The 19,532-nt window shown below is 36.4% G+C and carries 20 protein-coding genes, 2 pseudogenes and 1 riboswitch; of the genes and pseudogenes, 20 read left to right on the forward strand and 2 right to left on the reverse strand.

Annotation, left to right across the window (positions count from 1 at the left end):
- From ACERII_RS24285 to ACERII_RS24295, 3 genes are all read left to right on the forward strand, one after another.
- Positions 1-1,169, forward strand: a 1,169-nt coding sequence (locus ACERII_RS24285; protein WP_373645558.1) for a cadherin-like beta sandwich domain-containing protein, incomplete at its 5' end; no start/stop codon positions are given.
- A gap of 1,215 nt (positions 1,170-2,384) precedes the next feature.
- Complete coding sequence (locus ACERII_RS24290; RefSeq protein WP_373645559.1) at positions 2,385-3,020, forward strand: TetR/AcrR family transcriptional regulator; 636 nt, start codon at positions 2,385-2,387, stop codon at positions 3,018-3,020.
- A gap of 135 nt (positions 3,021-3,155) precedes the next feature.
- On the forward strand, positions 3,156-3,848 hold the full coding sequence (locus ACERII_RS24295; RefSeq protein ID WP_373645560.1) for a M23 family metallopeptidase: 693 nt from the start codon (positions 3,156-3,158) through the stop codon (positions 3,846-3,848).
- Positions 3,849-4,487: 639 nt separating this feature from the next.
- On the opposite strand, the gene ACERII_RS24300 is transcribed toward ACERII_RS24295, so the two are convergent.
- Complete coding sequence (locus tag ACERII_RS24300) at positions 4,488-4,928, reverse strand: small multi-drug export protein (RefSeq protein ID WP_373645561.1); 441 nt, start codon at positions 4,926-4,928, stop codon at positions 4,488-4,490.
- Positions 4,929-5,131: 203 nt separating this feature from the next.
- Here ACERII_RS24300 and ACERII_RS24305 point away from each other — a divergent pair, with 203 nt between their 5' ends.
- From ACERII_RS24305 to ACERII_RS24315, 3 genes are all read left to right on the forward strand, one after another.
- On the forward strand, positions 5,132-5,734 hold the full coding sequence (locus tag ACERII_RS24305; protein ID WP_373645562.1) for a TetR/AcrR family transcriptional regulator: 603 nt from the start codon (positions 5,132-5,134) through the stop codon (positions 5,732-5,734).
- 265 nt (positions 5,735-5,999) lie between these two features.
- Positions 6,000-6,224, forward strand: coding sequence for a helix-turn-helix transcriptional regulator (locus ACERII_RS24310; protein ID WP_373645563.1), 225 nt, complete (start codon positions 6,000-6,002; stop codon positions 6,222-6,224).
- 3 nt (positions 6,225-6,227) lie between these two features.
- Positions 6,228-6,635 (forward strand): hypothetical protein, encoded by a 408-nt coding sequence (locus tag ACERII_RS24315; protein WP_373645564.1) that lies wholly within the window; start codon positions 6,228-6,230, stop codon positions 6,633-6,635.
- Positions 6,636-7,005: 370 nt separating this feature from the next.
- On the opposite strand, the pseudogene ACERII_RS24320 reads toward ACERII_RS24315, so the two are convergent.
- Positions 7,006-7,197 (reverse strand): annotated as a pseudogene (locus tag ACERII_RS24320) (helix-turn-helix domain-containing protein); the annotation flags it as partial.
- 153 nt (positions 7,198-7,350) lie between these two features.
- On the opposite strand from ACERII_RS24320, the gene ACERII_RS24325 reads away from it, so the two are divergent.
- The 14 genes and pseudogenes from ACERII_RS24325 to ACERII_RS24390 all read left to right on the forward strand — a co-directional run bounded on the left by ACERII_RS24325 (position 7,351) and on the right by ACERII_RS24390 (position 19,152).
- Positions 7,351-7,539: a DUF6788 family protein gene (locus tag ACERII_RS24325; protein ID WP_483867438.1), complete on the forward strand. Its 189-nt coding sequence runs from the start codon at positions 7,351-7,353 to the stop codon at positions 7,537-7,539.
- Between the two features lie 107 nt (positions 7,540-7,646).
- Positions 7,647-8,147: pseudogene (locus ACERII_RS24330) on the forward strand (DUF3990 domain-containing protein).
- Positions 8,147-8,389, forward strand: coding sequence for a hypothetical protein (locus ACERII_RS24335; protein ID WP_373645566.1), 243 nt, complete (start codon positions 8,147-8,149; stop codon positions 8,387-8,389). Before ACERII_RS24330 ends, ACERII_RS24335 begins: the two are co-directional and overlap by 1 nt.
- A gap of 2 nt (positions 8,390-8,391) precedes the next feature.
- Entirely contained in the window at positions 8,392-8,613 is a 222-nt protein-coding gene (locus ACERII_RS24340) for a DUF3791 domain-containing protein (protein ID WP_373645567.1), read from the forward strand.
- 265 nt (positions 8,614-8,878) lie between these two features.
- Positions 8,879-9,055, forward strand: a complete 177-nt coding sequence (locus ACERII_RS24345; RefSeq protein ID WP_373645584.1) for an RNA polymerase sigma factor — start codon at positions 8,879-8,881, stop codon at positions 9,053-9,055.
- Positions 9,048-9,851, forward strand: coding sequence for a hypothetical protein (locus ACERII_RS24350; RefSeq protein ID WP_373645568.1), 804 nt, complete (start codon positions 9,048-9,050; stop codon positions 9,849-9,851). The genes ACERII_RS24345 and ACERII_RS24350 overlap by 8 nt, the downstream gene beginning before the upstream one ends.
- Positions 9,852-10,206: 355 nt before the next feature.
- Positions 10,207-10,312, forward strand: a riboswitch (TPP riboswitch).
- A 171-nt stretch (positions 10,313-10,483) separates the two neighbouring features.
- Positions 10,484-11,593, forward strand: coding sequence for a LuxE/PaaK family acyltransferase (locus tag ACERII_RS24355; protein WP_373645569.1), 1,110 nt, complete (start codon positions 10,484-10,486; stop codon positions 11,591-11,593).
- A 1-nt stretch (position 11,594) separates the two neighbouring features.
- A complete protein-coding gene (locus ACERII_RS24360) occupies positions 11,595-13,070 on the forward strand; it encodes an acyl-CoA reductase (protein ID WP_373645570.1) in 1,476 nt (491 codons plus the stop codon).
- Between the two features lie 13 nt (positions 13,071-13,083).
- Complete coding sequence (locus ACERII_RS24365; protein WP_373645571.1) at positions 13,084-13,848, forward strand: ABC transporter ATP-binding protein; 765 nt, start codon at positions 13,084-13,086, stop codon at positions 13,846-13,848.
- Positions 13,848-14,615 (forward strand): ABC transporter permease, encoded by a 768-nt coding sequence (locus ACERII_RS24370; protein WP_373645572.1) that lies wholly within the window; start codon positions 13,848-13,850, stop codon positions 14,613-14,615. The genes ACERII_RS24365 and ACERII_RS24370 overlap by 1 nt, the downstream gene beginning before the upstream one ends.
- On the forward strand, positions 14,612-15,625 hold the full coding sequence (locus tag ACERII_RS24375; protein ID WP_373645573.1) for an ABC transporter substrate-binding protein: 1,014 nt from the start codon (positions 14,612-14,614) through the stop codon (positions 15,623-15,625). The genes ACERII_RS24370 and ACERII_RS24375 overlap by 4 nt, the downstream gene beginning before the upstream one ends.
- Before the next feature lie 9 nt (positions 15,626-15,634).
- Positions 15,635-16,411, forward strand: a complete 777-nt coding sequence (locus ACERII_RS24380) for an SDR family oxidoreductase (protein ID WP_373645574.1) — start codon at positions 15,635-15,637, stop codon at positions 16,409-16,411.
- A gap of 402 nt (positions 16,412-16,813) precedes the next feature.
- Positions 16,814-18,403: an NAD(P)/FAD-dependent oxidoreductase gene (locus ACERII_RS24385; RefSeq protein ID WP_373645575.1), complete on the forward strand. Its 1,590-nt coding sequence runs from the start codon at positions 16,814-16,816 to the stop codon at positions 18,401-18,403.
- Positions 18,404-18,909: 506 nt separating this feature from the next.
- Entirely contained in the window at positions 18,910-19,152 is a 243-nt protein-coding gene (locus ACERII_RS24390; RefSeq protein WP_373645576.1) for a hypothetical protein, read from the forward strand.
- The last annotated feature ends 380 nt before the right edge of the window (positions 19,153-19,532 follow it).

Below are 19,532 nucleotides of genomic sequence, written 5' to 3' on the forward strand. Positions count from 1 at the left end.
TTAATGGCAGTTCAGTTCCAAGTGGAGAAACATCAGAATCCCTCTCACTAGCAGTAGGAGAAAATCCAATCACTATCGAGGTCACCGCACAAAATGGAGATACAAAGACCTATACGCTGACAGTCAATCGAGCGCCATCGAGTAATGCTGATTTGAGTGATCTTGAGATGAGTGAAGGAACGTTAGTACCCGATTTTGATCCAGCAACAACAAGTTACACTTTGAGTGTCGAAAACGTAGTCGAGCATCTTACGATAATGCCTAAGGTAGAGGATGGAACTGCAACCTTTTCGGTAGACGGAACCCCTGTCACAAGTGGCTCAAAATCTCATAATATTCTTTTAAATGCAGGATATAATGAGGTCAATGTCGAGGTGACAGCAGAGGATCAATCTACTCGAACGTATACGATATCAATTCTCAGACTTCAAACTGAGGTTCAAGCCCAACTGGTGCAGGATGGTCATCAGGTCAACATTTCAGACAATGATATAAAACAACTGGGTGACAGTGGTACAATTGTCATTGAGCTTTCATCCGACATGGCAGATGTAACTCAGGTTGCTTTGACACAAGCGCAGATGATCAAATTGATCTCTCTTAATGCTAAGGTCAATATCATCAAGGATGATTTAGAGATGACGATTCCCATGGTTAATTTTAGTGGAGAAGCCCTCACAATTCAGTTTCAAGCTTTGGATGAAAATTCTTCCAGTCTTTCTCATTTTGACAAATTCGCAAGCACCGGGTATTCTTTTTTTATTCAAAATGGAGAAGAATATATTCGTGTCTTTGATGAGGAGATTGAACTTTCATTTCATATTGATTATGAGGAAGATGAAAATCTAGATGAACTGCAGGTATACTATTTCAACACTGAGACGGAAGAATGGGAATTGGTCGGAGGAACCTACAAAAACAATTTTATCCATGCTTCGACCAATCATTTTAGCACATTTGTTGTGTTTCATCCGAGTGATATAGAAAATCAAAATGAAGACACAAACCAAGAAAGTCAAGATGAAGTAGAAAGTACAAACGGAATTGAAGAAGGCACATCTTTACCAGAGACAGCGAGTATGACATACAATATATTTGTGTTCGGTCTGTTATTGTTGATTTTGGGAGCCGTGATGATGTTCATGAATCGAAAAAAAATTAATAAATGAGCTCCTAAAGCGTATACCCACAACCGTGTTCTGAATCGGGCACTGTCGTGCATAATCCAATCAGTCAATTTTACAGGACGAGTGTTAGCGGCACTCGTTCTTTCTGTAAAATGTAAAAAAAATTTATTTTTAAAACACTCCAAAGTTGCTTCCAAGTAGGAATCCCTGTTCTAGACATCGATTAAAGCTATAACCTTATCAATATAATTTTTCGTCAAAGGGACATAGGAACAGGTTTGACGTTCCAAAAGTGAATAGGGCAGTGAGCCTGTCCCCGTGTATCTTCTGGTACCCGTATGCAAGTCTAGTGCTTAAAGACTCGAAAAACTTGAAAATAGGCAATTTATATCTAGATAAGTGGAAAACCTACCCTTAATTTCCCTGAAAAGGGCTCTATTCTATAAATAACAGGAATTTGTCCACTTATTTTACTTTGCTGGTTGCTTTTAGGAAATCTTATTTAGATCCATCACGGTGAACCGGATCATTAGTAACCATAAACCATGTCTTCAAGAACTTAATTGAACAATTAAAGCCAAAAAATGTAATTCAATTACATCTGCACACCGAAATATCTGACGACCGTTACTCAAGTAAGGTTGACTGCGTTGTGGTGATGTCAAGAAAGGATTGAACGAAAGGCTTATTTACTAAGGTTTTCAGAAATATAGAAAAATTGAGATGCTGGAAGTTAAACGCTGGAATCTCTTTTTTTTCGTTCTTTTGGAACATATCTATAACTGAGAAATATAGTCAACTCAAGGTTGGAAAGTAGTCGTGAACATATCAGCAGTCAAATAGCTCCAGTGCTCTGAAGCATTTCAACAGTAGGAAATGTTATTTGATAGTCTTTGGAAACTCATAACACTTTATCTACTAAACAGTACAGTAAATGCAACATGAATCTGATTCCTGAAATATGAGATATATCAACCAAAGTTCTAGCGTGCTCGTCCATTAACACAATAATTTGATCGAATGATATTGAAAGTCTTTCAATGTTAAATGCTTTGAGTTCTTCGGGTAGCTAATTATTCTTTGTATCGCTTTACCTCTTTGCCTTCTTCCGTGAAATATAACTGAACAGCATCCGTCAGTTGAGGTATAGTTTTTCAAAATTAGAATTCAATTTATTGACCTATTAGGTAAATGGAGGTATCGTAAAATTGACCTGACAGGTAAAAGATGATTCGAATTATCAAGGGAGGATTGAATATGCCTAAGAAATTGTTGGATTTAGAACCTTTAAGGCGAAACGCTATCTTAAATGCCGCCTTAAAAGAATTTGCACTAAAAGGGTTTGACAAGGCATCCACGAATGTAATAGCGAAAGAATCAGGGATTTCTAAACCCTTGATGTTTCATTATGTAGGTAATAAACAGGAACTTTTTCTGCTTGTGTATGATTACTTTACCGAAATTCTTAATAATGAGTACTTTTTGAAAATGGATTTTACAAAAAAAGATATTTTTGATAGGCTACGTCAATCGTATCTTCTTCAACTAGAATTAATAAAGCAATATCCTTGGATTTTTGAGTTAAACAAACTTTCTATCATAACGAACTCTGATGAAGTAAACAAAGAACTTGAAAAAAGAGATAGAAAAAAGCAATCTTCATGCGGTACGGAAATATTTGAGATGATAGATGAATCTAAATTTAGAACAGGGTTGAATATTGAAAAGTGTAAACAAGTTATCTTTTGGGCTAATGTTGGATTTACGAATGAATTATTGGAAGATATTAAAAAATCGGAAGCTTCAATTATGGATTATGAGCGTATCGTTTCAACACTTGACGAATACTTTGAGGAACTTAGGAAAATATTCTATACGGCAAGCAATGAATAAGGGGTTTGGAAATCGAGTTTCAATGTGGAATGGGAAAAATCTTTTGTCTGCACGTATCAGTATCGTACTGGCACTTGTCTTTATAGCGCTTGTTATTTTGAATAAGGTAGGTAAAGAATGGATGGGGGTAATGAGATGATGGAAGCGCGTGATCCGATAATTGTAGAGTTTCCTTTGAGGGGGGAATGGCTCTCTCCTAACACACCAGGAACAAAAATTCCAAGCCACGGAACAGACAAGTTAGGAACTACATATGCTTATGACTTTATACAAGTGGATTGGGCAAGAAAGGGTTGGCCCGCCTATCGCGTTAGCTTGCCGCAATATCTTCTTTTGGGGGTTTCCTTAAGTGATTATTACTGTTGGGGTCAAGATGTATATGCACCTTGCGACGGGATAGTTGTCCAAGCAGAGGATGGTTATGAAGAACGAGCACGAACGAATTTACTTTCAGATATGTCTAAAGCTTATAAAAATGCCCGTTATTTCAATCCGAGAAAAGACGACGTACAATCAGTTGCTGGCAACTATATCATTATGGAATGTGGCGACAATGTATATGCTGCCTTAGTCCATCTTCAAACAGGTTCTATTCGGGTTTCAGTTGGTCAGAGTGTTAAAAAAGGTGAAGTTATTGGTAAAGTGGGCCATTCAGGCAATTCTTTTGCTCCACATTTGCATTTTCAGCTTATGGATAGTTGTGACATATCTACTGCAAGCGGATTGCCTTGTGCTTTTGAAAAATATGAAGTATTCCAAGATGGTGAGTGGCAAAAAGTAGATAATGGTATACCCACAAATAAAGATAGGATAAGGTTTGGTTACTAATCCATCTGAATAGCTGATTAGCAAAAGTTTAGCTGTGCTATTGGGCTTCATATTGCGAGTAAGAAGTTAAATGAACTGAACAATATGTTAACATCTTAAGAAATTAAATATATGTTGCCTAAAGTTATGGAACTACCTAAAATTGATGCGAAAAGAGACGGATTAACGGTTATAGATTGTCGAGGGAACGGAGTAGTTTACAACACGAATACCACGATCTAAAAAGCTTATCATTAAAGTAGGTTGAGATATTTAGGTAAAAGTATAAGTCCAAATTACTCCACGTTCCTATATAAGGAGGATAATTTTACCCAAAACCAGCTTTAATGCGTATCAGTATCACCTAGCTATCAAAGCACATGTGGAGTGTGTGGCGTAACTCATTTTAAAAGTGTAACCCCAAAATAAACACTTCTGATTCAGACCCGGTTTTCGGTAAAATAAACACTTCCGATTTCCGGGTCTTTTTCATGCCCAAGACATATCCAGTTTATCTTTTCTCGATTTTCTTTTTCTCCCATTATCGGAAAACTATAGTTTATCAGCAAATGTAGAATGAAAGTTGGAGAGACGGATTTTAGAAGGCGCTCCTGTTGGTCATATCGAAAGCTTAAATAAAAGATCTAAAATCAAAACGATTTATGAAAAAAGTTGAATCCCCATATTAGCTAATATAGCTATGATAAACCCTGTCACACCCACACTAATACCACTGTATAGCCATAATTGTATTCTGTTAAATTTCAAAGCCTTGGCTATTATTCCTATAACCCAAACACCGGTAACTGGAGTAAGAACCAGTATGAAGAAAGCACCGTACTTCTCCATTCGTATTCGCCATTTTCCTTTCAAAGACTTTTCACTAAATTTCTTCATAAACTTAAATTTCATTAACCAATTATAAAAAAAGTCAATTAACGGGATAACCATCCAATTCCCAAGTGATGCCCAAAGAAAAGCATCAAACCAATTAAGTCCGACTGATAACCCCACAGGAACTGCAAGATATATTTCAAAATGTGGAAAAAAACCTGCAAACCAAGTTGTGGCTGCTAAACTAATGTATTTTAATAACTCCATCAAGCATTAACTCCTTTCTGATTTTAATTTAAGAGAAATACATAACTTCCTTTCTTTCGAGAGTTAATGTACAATTAATTCATTATCGAACACTTTGTACGGTTTAATTGTAAATTAACTATCGTTTGTTAGTAAATCATCAAACTTAAAGAAAAGTACGTTATGAAACAAAATACAGAAATTGTTCGAAATGAGGGAGTAGAATGAAAAGTAATGAATTCGACAGAAGAGTATTGAAAACCCGTCAAGCTATCAATGAGGCACTATTATCACTTATGGAGGAAAAAAGATACAATAAAATTACTATTCAAGATATTATTGATCGGGCTAATGTAGGGAGATCTACCTTTTATTCACACTTCACAACCAAGGATGAACTGCTGTTTAGCAGTGTAGAGGATGAACTGAAAATACTTAATCAATATATAAAGAGCTATATTGAATATGATGGGGAAAAACCTAGATTGATTTCAGTAATAGAGCTTTTTGAACATATACAGGAAGACAGTAAGATTATTAAAGGATTATTCAAAACAGAGAGTGCTGACTTCTTTTTTGAAAGAGTGGAGGCTTACTGGAATCATGGAATAGAGGAATACCTTCAGTCAAAGTTACCTATAGGAAAAGAGCCTAAAGTTCCTATAAAAATCTTAACAAACCATATTTCTAGTACCTTAATCAGTTTGTTAAAGTGGTGGATAAACAATCACATGTCCTATACTCCATTTCAAATGGACCAGTACTTTAGAGACCTAATAAACCCTTGTATTGATTCGGTTTTTTATGAAAATTTTGGGGAAGGTTGATAATAAAGGTGTTTGGAAAGCATGAGATACGGGGAGGCACGAATTATTAGGATATATGTTATGAGTTAGTATTAACAGTACGATTAAATTGAGTCCATGAACACAGCTATATTTTATTTAAGAAGTTATAGTATTCTAGAAAAGAAGAGAATTGATAGTTCTTTGTTAATAAACACCTGTATGTAAAGATATCTTTACATACAGGTGTTTATGTTTTATACTCAGTGTAAAGATATCTTTACTATTCTCAGGAGGTGGATGATGTTTGAAGGTTATAAACCATATTAAAGAAATTCGCCTAAGAAAAGGAGTTACGCAAGTTAAGATGGCTGAAGATTTGCAAATTACAAGACAAACAATAAATGCCATCGAGAAAAACAAATACAATCCAAGTTTGGAACTTGCATTAAAACTGATTACATATTTTGATGTACCAATTGAAGAAATGTTCTATTTAGAAGAAGAAGGACTAAAATACAAGGAGGAATAGGCTATGGAAAAACGTTATAAAATAACTATTTATACCTTCCTTTTAGGGATGATAATAATTGGTGGATTAATAGGAGTATATTTGATTGGAAAAGAAGAAGGTGAATATAGTTTCCATCTAGCCGTTGCAGTCATAGTTGGATCATTAGGTGGATTCATTATTAATTTGCTGTATTCAAATTGGCGAAAAAAAAGAAATGGCAATGTACCTGAAGTGGATGAACGTAGTTTGTTACTTATGAAAAGGTACTTATTAATTGTTCTTTATTTTGTTTTAATAGGTAGTGGTGCTTTCCTGATTGTACTTTATGCACTAGGAGTTCAAACAATTGAAACTGGAATGCTAATCGTATACATGATGATCTTGTATATGATAGTCGGTATAGGTGGTGTAGTAGTAAAACGATGTTAATAAATAGTGGAAAAATATAAGGTAAATTCCACTGCTTCGGAATACTTACTATGGATTGTTTTACACCTAGCACTCTATACACATTGAAACAGTCGCAGTACTAGAGTCAAAATAGCTTGATTTCAATAGCTTTTGCACGTTTAGATGAAAAATGAGTGTGTTTTATGTTCCTCCCGGACGAATGCTTCCGGGGATTATTCTATATAAAGCCTTACTCTATCAAAAATCTTTTTATAATGGTGGGATCCTTTTACAGCAAAGTGTTGCCGCCTGAAGAAATAGAAAAACTCTGCAAAAGAAAGCAAAATGAATAAGATTGTTGGGTCTGATATTTTTATGAATAAATGACTATGTCGATGGTAAAACTCCTTTAATTGTTTTTTTGAAAATCACTAGGAGAGGTATTTTTAAATTTTTTAAATACTCGTCCAAAATACGTTAAGTTCGTATATCCAACTGTAAAAGCAACCTGTTGCACCGTGTAATTATGAGTTAGAAGTAATCGTTCAGCTTCATGAATACGTAGCATATTCATGTATTCCTTTAGAGTTTTGCCAGTTGCCTTCTTAAAGAGATATCATACGCCGGGGCAGCGTACCTTTTTCATGTAGTGTGAACTAACTTCAACCTTCACATAAAAATACCCCTCCGAATTGTAGTTTGATTTATAAATGTGGGGTAAAATAAGAATGTAGGAGGTGACGAGTTGAGTCTGATGTTAGATATGATTGAGGAAGAAGCAAGAAGGAATCAATTAATGCAGCAAGAATATATGAATAGAATTAATCACCTTCCTAAAGGATCGCTCGTGATAAAAAAAGTAGGTAATCATGAATATTATTATTTGAAATACAGAGAAGGAAAAAAGACGTTAACAGATTATATAGGTCGTGATGTGGAGTAGGTTGAAGAAGTAAGGAACCAGTTAGACAAGAGGAAGCACTTTGAAAGAATGTTACGGAATTTAATTAAAGAATATAAGGTAATAATGAAAGCGACTGGGGGAGTCCAATGATTGTTTATCATGGTAGTAATGTAATTGTTGAAAAGCCACGGCTTCTTAAACCAAAACGGACATTAGATTTTGGTGCAGGGTTCTATACTACAACAAATAAGAAATAGGCTGTTAGTTTTGCCCATAAAGTAATGTTAAGAACGGATAGCAAAGCTAAAGCAGTTAGCATGTATGAAGTAGACTTTGATAAAGTAAAAAAGGAACTTGATATATTGGTGTTTGACTCCCCTGATTCAGAATGGTTGGACTTTGTCTCCTCTAATCGACAAGGTATATACAGTGGAAAACAGTATGATATCGTGGTTAGAGCTGTAGCTGATGACACAATCTACCGTGTGTTCAGTTTATACGAGGCTGGAATACTGACACGAGAGGAAACTTTAAAGAGGTTAAAAATCCGTAAATTATATGACCAAGTTACTTTTTGTTCAGAGGAAGCATTGTCTTATTTGCAATATATTGGGCAATTAGAAATTGATGTTGAGGAGGGAAGCTGATGAGTGAAGAAAAAGAATTTCAAGCTGTTCTACAAATCATTATATCTCGATTAGCTCAATTGATTTCTGACGAGATGAATATATCTGATAAAGAAGCACTTAATCTCCTTTATTCATCGAAACTATATGAAAAGTTAGAACAAGAAGAAACGAAAGTTTGGCATTTGAGTGTCCCAACGCTTTTCAGTTTATTTGTTGAAGAACAGGTAACAGGAAAAATAACATTCCCACAGGAGGCGTAACCATGAATAATAATAAGCTAGATTTCATGGTGTATTGTATTGAAAACTATAAGAATGTTAAAGGCTTAAAAGGAAAAGATGTTTTAGAGTTATTTAACAAGTATCGAGTTTTGGATTATATAAAGGCAACTTATGACGCTCTTCATACAACAGGTAGAGATTATATAGTCGAAGACCTTGATATATATATTAATGCTAGAAGACAGATTAATACTGACAAATAACTAAAATGGTCCATATAAATGTAAGCGTAAAATAGTCCACACTTGCTTGAATAGGTGTGGACTATTTTACGCTTACCTATAAAAAAATGTATAAAATAAACGGGTCAAAACTATCAGCACATTCGTCTAATTTTTAGAAGGGAGGTTGAGCAGTGTTTATTCAAGAAAGTAATGATTTAAAAATAAATAAGGATGTCCTCTTACAAGTCAATCATCCGAAGGAGAGTATATCCAGCAACAAAATTCCGATGAAATAGTTGAACAAATTGCTAGTCTTTCAGGAAAATACAAAGAAGTTCTTATTCTTTATTACTATCAGGAAATGAATATGAAGGAAATAAGTGAGGTTCTCAATATTAGTATAAATACAGTTGAATCAAGACTGTTACGCGGAAAAGATGCTCTAAAAAGAAGACTTGAAAGGGGTGGTAAACTTGAATAAATCCGATAAGAAGATATCAGAAAAAGTGAAAAGTTATTTAGATAAGAATGTTGAATTTACGACGGAAGAAAGCGAAAAGATTCAAATGAAACTTCAACAAGGAATTCATAAATCAAGAAATTTTAATCCGTTCTATTGGACAGCATTGGCTTCTGCTGCAGCTATTTTTCTTATATTAAGCATATCTTTTCTAAATGGTTCCCTTTTAGGTCCAGAAAACGAGCTGGCTGGACAGAGTTCTGATAGTGAAGGTGAAGAATTATCTGTAGACCTGTCTGACATTGCAAAAATGAATATAGGTGCTGAAATGCCTAGACTTTTATATGCTGATGATAAAATAGCGGTGATGAATGGGACATTTGGAGTCATTGTATATAATATGCATGATTCATTGGTTACGAATCGGATTTCGTATGAACATATGAAGTCGTATGACATCTCCATGATGGTAGCAGCTGTTTCTCAAGATGGTACAACAATCTATATTGGAAATGATGATATGTCTTTTTCTAACGAAATTCCATTTACCCACCAATACAATATTAGTACTAGAACCATCAAGGAAAACTCGGAACAGCCTTCAGAGTTTTTTATGCCAATTAATATTGAACCACCTGGTATTAATGAGGAGTACGATAAGTATTTCGATTTACAATATCTTTTGGATAATAAAATTGTAGAAGTGGATAATTCTTTTATTTATTTACGTTCCATAGATTGGAATATGAAAAACTTACAAATTGTTATTTGTCAGTATGAAGATGGAGAAAGTATAGTTTTTGATGTGTTTAAATGAGAAAATGGAACAAAGAGGAGAAGGGGTTTGTTAAACTAACGGATGCATGGGTTAGTTTTAACAGTACAGTTAAATTGAATCCAAGATCACAACTCCATTTTATTTAAGAAGCCATAGTATTCTAGAAAAGAAGAGAATTAATAATCCTTTGTTAATAAACACCGGTGTGTAAAGATATCTTTACTATTTTCAGGAGGTGGATGATGTTTGAAGGTGATAAACCATTGGGCACTTTTACCTAAGGATGACATAAAAGCAGAAATTACGGTTGAAGAGGATGCAGCAACAATCTAAGTTGACATGTAAGTGTGACATGATAAGATGGATATGATTCATTAACTTTATATAACTAAATGTTAACCACTAGGGGGGCCTTATTAGGCTGAGATGAGAGCGTCGCTTTCAAACCCTTTGAACCTGAACTAACTAATATTAGCGTAGGGAAGTGGACATCATAAAAGCTATTTAGTTTCTTCCGTATTATCTAGTTAAAATTGATGGCCGCTTTCTATTTGAGAGCGGTCTTTTTCTGTTTAATGAAGGAACAGAGGGAAAGGTACTATGTTTCAGTAAAGAATTGACACAAAGACCCTGTTCATGTTCCACAAATCATTAGTATTGGGGTGTCACATATGTTAGAGGATTATTTAGCATTAAAACAAGAGTTGAGTACTTTTATCTCACAGCCCACTTCCACGGAGGAGGCCTTTAATGAGATGGCATTAAAAGTATTTCAGTTTCAATATGAACATAATCAGCCCTTCCGTAAATTTTGTAGGAAACGGCGTGTTTCCCCGAGAAAAGTGAAGCACTATACGGAAATACCACCTGTTCCTATCGATGCTTTCAAACTAACAACATTATCTTGTCATCCAATAGAAGAAGCGAAAGCACTGTTTATGACAAGTGGAACAACAAACCCAGAGAAACGGGGAAAAAACTATCATCGTGATTTAGAAATCTATGATTTATCGATGAAGACGCATTTTAAATCTCATATTATTCCTGATATGGATAAAATGAAAATGTTCGTTCTTTTTCCTACAGAAGAGGAGATGCCAAACTCATCGTTAGCACACTATTTACATATTGCGATAAATACATTTGGTACAGAAGACAGTCAATATGCTTTTTCAAAAGAAGGTTTTGAAATAGATAGCTTCATAGAGGAGCTGCAAAAACAGCAAGAGCCAATTCTTCTGATAGGTGCAACATTCTCTTTCATTCATTTATTAGATGAATGCAAAGAAAGAGGGATCCGATTTAACCTTCCTACTCATAGTCGCATCATGGATACAGGTGGTTCCAAAGGACGATCACGGGAAATGACTCCAGAAGTATTTAGACAAGAAATGAGTGAATTGTTCTCCATTCCACCGGAACTATGCGTCAATATGTACGGAATGACAGAATTAAGCTCACAGATTTATGATCGAAATCTTTTGGATTTTTATAAGGATCATCCAATAAGTACACGGAAACAAACACCACATTGGGTTAAAACAGTCATCATGGATTTGGAAAAAATGGAGGAAAAAGCTCCAGGTGAAAAGGGAATAATTGTTCATTACGATTTAGCAAATATTAATTCGGTGATGGCAATTCTCACAGAGGATATGGGAGTTCAAGAGGAAGATGGCTTTTATTTATTAGGTAGAGCGAAAGGCGCAGAAGCAAAAGGCTGTTCCTTAGCTGTAGAGCAATTTATAGCCTCCTCTAAGAACTCTGAAGGTGAATCCTAACATGTATAGATGTTATTTTATTCCGAATCAATGTAAGGATCTCTTTGAAGCTGCCACATTTAAAACGCTAGTTTTTGAAAATCATGGAGAAAAAGTAGAATTAGAAGTCCCTGAATTAACACCAGAAATGGTATCACATGTTATTGAAACGATAAAAAATCAGCAGCAAAACTATTTAAGAACGCTTAAAACCAATGATGTCATTGAAGTCATGGACCAAGCAGTGCAAAAATGGTTGAACCCTCAATACGAGTTGCGTCAACTAGCAGAACAAATGCTGCCTGTAATCACGGGATACGATAAAGAAATGGTTCGTTTATATATTAGTCGTTATTTTAGACAATTTCGTAAAGAAAAATTACAGCGAATGATTGATGAGGATTTTCCTAACCCCCTTATACTAGATGAATTTCGTCCACGTAAATCAGGGGGATTATATAGAGCGTATGGTCCAGAGTTAATTACTCATATTTTTTCAGGGAATGTTCCAGCTTTACCGCTCTGGAGTTTAACTGCTGGCGTTTTATTAAAGTCTGCAACCTTTGGAAAGGTCTCGTCATCAGAGCCGTTATTTTCCGTTCTCTTTGCCAAAACGTTGCGGGAAATAGATCCTCAACTTGCAGAAACGATAGCGATAGTATCGTGGAAGGGGGGAGAGGTTGACTTAGAAAAACTTAGTTTTTCTCAGTCTAATGCTGTTATTGCATATGGAGGAAAAGAGGCCATCGACCAGATAAAAGAAAAAGTACCTTCCCATGTTTCCTTCCATGCTCATGGTCATAAAGTGAGCTTTGGAATGCTCACAAAGGAGTGTTTAGCAGCGACGAAGGTTTGGCGGACAGCAAAATTAGCTGCACATGATGTGTCCTGGTTTGACCAACAAGGATGTTTGTCACCGCATGTATTTTTCGTGGAACGTGGCGGCAAATACGGGCCCCGAGAATTTGCAGAAATGCTGGCAAATGAAATGGAAAACTTTCAGAGTATTCACCCGAGGGCCGCATTATCGGAGGAAGAACAGCACGCTATCGTGAGCCAAAGATCCAGTCTGGAATTTGAAAGCTTTGAGTCGAAAACGATGAATCTTATTAAAAGTGACGGTAATACGGTATGGACGGTTGTCTACCGTGAGCTGAAAACAAATAATAGGGAAGAACTCTTTCCTTTTTCACCATTGAACCGCTTTATTACGGTGATACCGGTGGACAATATTTTAGAAATAAAACAGTATATAAGGGGAATCGTTGGCTATATACAAAGTGTAGGGGTTGGATGTTCACCACAACGTCTTACCTCGATCATTTCCATGTTAGGAGATGCGGGAGTCAACCGAATATGTGCAGTAGGTTCCATGCCCCATCCACAACCAGGCTGGCACCACGATGGAAGATTCCATTTAGCCGATCTTGTACGTTTTTGTGATGTAGAGTCTTCCCTTGAAGACCAGATGGATGAATTTGATCCTTATCGAGACTAAGAGGTGAGACGAAATGACAATAATAATAGATTGCAAGAATGTAGGTATTACTTTTGATAAGGCCCCGATTCTAGCGAATGTGGACCTACAGATTCTAGATGGGGAGTTTGTTAGCATTATTGGGAAAAGCGGTAGTGGAAAAAGTACATTACTGCAAGTGGTCGGTGGCTTGCTTACGCCTACAGAAGGTAAAGTCACTATTGGTGAGAAGGTTATTACGGAGCCGATGGATGAGATTACGTATGTTTTTCAAAAACCAGTTCTCTTAGAATGGCGTAATGTCCTTGAAAATGTGCTCATGCCGTTAGAGCTTAAACATAAACGAAAACCAACTAAAGAGGATATTACTCGTGCGAAAACGATGATTCACTCTGTTGGATTAGAGGGTCATGAAGATAAGTATCCGCACGAGTTATCAGGTGGGATGATGTCTAGAGTATCGTTAGCAAGAGCATTACTCACTAGACCGAGCATCCTTTTAATGGATGAACCTTTTTCCGCTTTAGATGCAATGACAAAAGAGCAATTGCAGCTTGAATTAATGCAACTTTCCGTTCAATTTTCTACTACGATTTTATTCATTACTCATGATATTACGGAAGCGGTATATTTGTCTGACCGTGTTGTTCTCTTAGGAGATCAGCCAGCCAAAGTGAAGCGGGAGTTTTCTATTCCATTTGAAAGACCTAGACCAAAAGATTTAAAGTTTGAACTTAGTTTTACATCCATTGTAAAGGGGATATATGAAGAGATTGAAGGGCGAGGGGAGAGCTCATAATGAAGAAAACACGAGTGTATTCCTTGTCACTTTTTATCATGATTCTCGTTATCTGGGAGGCTGCGGTACATCTCAGAGATATTTCCAAAATTATTTTACCGCCACCGTCTGCCGTGGTCATGAATCTTATTCAAAATTTTCAAAGCGGTTATTTTGTTCCGCATATTATGGCAACAACCATTGAGGTACTAGGCGGATTTTTTATTGGTTCCATGATGGGTATTGGACTTGGTTTTCTTGTGGCACAATCAAAGACAGCCCAGGAAATTTTGCAGCCCTATATTATTGCGTCGCAAGCAATGCCAAAGCTAGCACTAGCGCCGCTACTCGTTCTATGGTTTGGTTTTGGATATACACCAAAGATGATGATTGTGGCATTAGTATGTTTTTTCCCGTTGTTTGAAAGCACAGTCACCGGACTTTCTTACGTAAGTCAGGAGAAGCTGGCCTTATTCCGCTCCTTTCGAGCCACCTCCTTTCAAACATTAATCAAACTGCGCTTGCCGACAGCGATGCCCTATATTTTTTCTGGTCTTCGTGTATCCATCGTTTTAAGTGTAGTGGGAGCTGTTGTGGCAGAGTTCATTGGAGCAAATAAAGGATTAGGGGCACTAATCATTGCTTCACAAGGGATGTTGAATACAACGTTAATGTTCTCCGTTTTTATTTTGCTTACTATAATGGGGATCATTCTTTACCAAATGGTCATTTGGATTGAACGACTGTTTTTTAAAAAATATAGTTACTCTAGGGAGAGACAAAAATGAAAAAAATAATGAAGAAATTAAGTACAGCAGCAATCTTTGCAGCTTTAACGCTGACAGCTATTGGGTGTGGAAATAACAGTACAGCTAACGAACAAGAAGTGGAAAAAATTAAAATGGCTTCTTGGAGCCAGGCAATTACGGAACAAAGCAATCTATATTTAGCAGAGGAAAAAGGCTGGTTTGAAGAAGCGTATCTTGACTTTGAATACATACCTGGTGCAGGTGGCGGAGAGGCCGTACGAAATATTATCGCTGGGAATGCGGATATTGCATTTGCCAATGTGGAAGCAGTTCTTTTAGCGATGGAGCAAGGGGAAGAGCTGAGAATTATTTATAATATATATCCAGAGAATGTGTTTAATCTTGTTTCATTGAAAGAAAGCAATATTAATAGTATGGAAGATTTGCGTGGTAAAGATGTTGGTGTGTATAGTCGTGCTAGCGGAACGTACCAAAACCTTCTTGTACTCCTTCATCAGGCAGGGATGACAGAGGAGGATATTAATATTGTCGAAGCTGGTGTCTTAAACTTCGGACCATTAATGAATAATCAAGTTGTTGCAACAGCTGCAACAGACACAGGTCTTTTTGATGCGCAAAACAATGAGCTAGGAGAAGTAAATGTTATTGAAGTAAAAGAAGTGTTAAACACTCCGGCAGATGTGTTTGTTGTTACAGAAAAAGTTTTCCAAGAAAAAAGAGATTTACTGATCCGTTTCTTGCAGGTATACCGTGATAGTGTAGCTTATACGATTGAAAATCCAGAGGAAGCGGCAGAGGTTGCTGTTACTGCAGCTATTGATGGACAGGATGAAGCTAGAAATCTAGAAATTATCAACATTCGTAATCAAACTTCAATGAATGCGGATACGGACGAGCATGGTTTAGGCTGGCTAAACGTTGATATTTTAAAGGAAGTAGAAGAAACTTACTATGATTTAGGTCTTCTTAGTCAAAGAGTAAATATCCACGAGATTACAACGAATGAACTAGTGGAAGAACTAGAATAGGAGTTGCAAATGGATATACAGTTAAGAGATAAAGTCGTCCTAGTAACAGGTTCTAGCCGAGGGATTGGTGCTGCCATTGCTACGGGATTTGCAGCACAAGGAGCTACAATCATTATCAATTATGTTAAGAATAAGGACAAAGCAGAGGAACTTGCAGATACATTGATGGATGAATATGATGTGGATACTTTCACGGTACAAGGAGATGTTACGAACGAAGGGGATATGCAAGCAATGATAGAAAAAATTGTTGCAGAATTTGATACGATTGATATCGTTGTGAATAATGCCCTTCATACGTATACCTTTGACCCAGATGGAAGAAAGTTGGCCTGGGAGTTGGAATGGGATGATTATCAACGACAGTTAGATGGAGCGTTAAAAGGGACGTTCCATGTCTGTAAGTACGTCATGCCGATCATGATGGAAAAACGAGCAGGCAGGATCATTAATATGGTTAGTAATCTCGTATTTCGTCCGATTGTTCCTTATCATGATTATACGACTGCAAAAGGAGCGGTTTTCACTTATTCTCAAAATCTAGCAGCAGATGTTGGTGCTTTTGGAGTTACTGTCAATTGTGTCGCTCCAGGGCTTGTTTATCCAACAGATGCAAGCAGAACAACGAGAGAAGAAGTGAAAGAAATAATAAAACAGCAAACAGCCCTCCATCGAATTGCAAAACCGGAAGATGTTGTGGGTAGCGTTTTATATTTTGCAAGCAACTGGTCTTCCTTCGTTACGGGACAATGTATCATTGTTGACGGCGGTTTGGTGATGAGATGAAAACTAAAGTGTGTTTTATGTTCCCTTGGACTAATGTTCGGGGGGATTTTTTTGAAAGATAATGATAGAATTTTTTTATAGTAGTCTAGCTTCAGGTACCATCTGCTAGGATGGTGCAGGAAGCTTTTTTTAAGAGAAAGTATAACATTTTTGAACTTAGAAAGGTGTCTAGATCCAGGCGCCTTGCTCTTTTCTTAATACATCAACTCTAAAAATTTAAACGTATTTAGTAATGGCCAATTAATATCAGGTAAGCAAAAGTGACGAAATTCTTACAACTGTATGATGGCAGTATGTAAATATAGCTGATTTGTAATGACTTATTTGTGGGAAACGAAGATAATGAACAAAGTAGTATTTATTGATAATAATTGAAAAGTAAAGGTAAGGATGGAATATAACATGTTAAGAATAAGTAATATTAAACTTCGTGCTGATTTTGACCCAAGTAAGGAAAAGGAACTTTTAGCTAAAAAAATTCACAAAATACTAAGGGTAAAAAAGGATGAAATATTGTCATTTAGCATTTCAAAGAAGTCAATTGACGCAAGGGAAAAAAATAATGTCCAGCTTGTTTATTCGGTTGATGTTGAAATAGATAACGAGAAAACTTATATAGGTTTAAAGAATGTTACTTCCTTTGAACCATTAGAATATGTGATCCAGGAAACCAAAAAGACAACCCGTCCTCTAGTAGTAGGCAGTGGACCTGCTGGACTTTTCTGTGCCTTAGTTTTAGCAGAGCATGGGTTAAACCCGGTTGTTGTAGAGCAGGGGATGGATGTGGATCGAAGAAAAGTTGCTGTAGAAAAATTTTGGAAACACGGTGAACTTGACACTGATTGTAATGTTCAATTTGGTGAAGGGGGAGCAGGAACATTTTCAGATGGGAAATTAACAACAGGGATAAAAAATACTAGAATTCCGAAAGTTTTTAATGAACTGGTAGAAGCGGGGGCTCCTGGCGAGATTTCTTATTTAGCAAAGCCTCATATAGGAACAGACATCTTGATAACGGTTGTTAGGAACATTAGAAAGAAAATTGAACAACTAGGTGGGGAAGTGCGTTTCGAAACGAAAATGAAGGAACTGATCATTGAAAACGGTGCAGTAAGAGGCGTGATACTAGAACAACAAGGGAAAACAGATACGATCGAGACCGATGATGTGGTACTTGCGATCGGGCATAGTGCTAGGGATACATTTTATATGTTAAAGGATTTAGGAGTAGATATGATTCCAAAGCCCTTTGCAGTAGGTGTACGTATTGAACACCTTCAAAAGGACATCGATAAACAACAATTTGGTTGCTTTGCTAGTAGTCCATTACTTGGTGCATCTGAATATAAGTTGAATACACATCTCGCTAATGGGAGAGGTGCTTACACATTTTGTATGTGCCCTGGAGGCCATGTCGTCGCTGCTGCATCGGAAAAAAATACGGTAGTTACAAATGGAATGAGCTATAGTGCAAGAAGTGGGGAAAATGCGAACAGTGCATTGCTTGTATCCGTCTCGCCAAAGGATATTAATGGAGACATTTTGGGTGCTATTGAGTTTCAAAGAAAACTTGAACGAAAAGCTTTTGAAGTGGGTGGTAGGAATTATTATGCGCCAGTTCAACTTGTTGGCGACTTCTTAGCAGATACACCAAGTAAACAACTTGGACGTGTTATCCCAACGTATACTCCAGGTGTCACACCTACAGATTTAAGAGAATGTCTTGATGATTTTATCGTTGATAGTTTAAAAGATGGTTTGCGCTCGATGGACAAAAAACTTGCAGGATTTATTAAACATGATGCAGTTTTATCAGCTGTAGAAAGCCGAAGTTCATCACCAGTTACAATTAGGCGAAATCCGGTGACTTTTGAGTCGAACATCAAAGGGTTGTACCCATGTGGTGAAGGTGCAGGTTATGCAGGGGGTATCACGTCTAGTGCTGTTGATGGCATAAAATGTGCAGAAGCATTAATGCAAATAGAAGTTTAATATTCAATCATTCGTAGGCTCGGTCTAAAACTAAATAGACTCGAGCTTATATTATTTGGTATTCTTTTTATTTCACTTTATGTAACCAATATTTCATAGTATCCCTCGAGTGGTCATAGTAAAAAAGACACGAAGGATAAAAGATACTTAATTGAAGTACATGCTGAAATGAACATACCAGATCTAAAAAGCTATTATTTGTAATAAATTTAGTAAGTTGAATAGAGTTGCATAGTGAAAACTGTAACCAATCCCATTTCAAATAATCTATTAATCCTTTTTACATTGCATGATATTACAAAAGTGGCAATTAAGGACCGACCCCGTTTGGCCCCCATTGATACAGGTTTTAGAGTAAACCCTCATACAAGGAAAGATTTGAACCATGGGAAATGCAAATGAGGCATATTTTGATAATTGAATGACTAAACTCTATTAAGCGATGCTCTCTCTTGAAAATGTGTCTCATCCTCCGCTAGCAGCGTACTTCAATTAAAATAGGGGCATTGTTAGTTTCAACAATTCCTTTCAAACAAATCGTCAAAGGGGTGTTTAATCTGAACAATTATATTAGCAATGCAATTGTCGCATCGTTCATCGTAGTATTGATAACCAGTGTCCTAAGTTATTGGTATCGTGGCTATATTCATTGGGTAGATTTAGTTAATTCTGCTATAGGTACCTTCATTATTTGGGCATTTTTGTTTCCTCTAGTATACAAATTAACTGGTCATCGAGAAAGTGAATAAAGATTTGTTGCATGAAAATGATAGTGATATAAAATTATCTTTTTTTGTGACGGGCTAGCGATAAAGAGCTAGCGCGTTTTTTTAAAAGGTATGTATAAAATTTTTGGACTTTGAAAGTTGTCTAGCTTCAGGTGCTACACTTACAGATTTAAGAGAATGTATAGAGGATATTATTGTTGATATTTTAAAAGGTGGCTTGAACGATGTACCATAATTTACTTCTGAAAAAATCATAAACAGTGTCTCTAAGTGAGACTCATCAAAAGCTGCTTTCCCTTCTTACGAAAGTAGCTTTTGTCATTGTTTGTCGAACGGTTGTCTCTTTGAAATATTGGAAATCAAGTTTGATTACAATAGAAAAGTATAAAAATGTAAATATT

It is taken from the genome of Evansella sp. AB-rgal1, assembly GCF_041820985.1.
In the GTDB taxonomy this organism is placed as follows: Bacteria; Bacillota; Bacilli; order Bacillales; family Salisediminibacteriaceae; genus Evansella.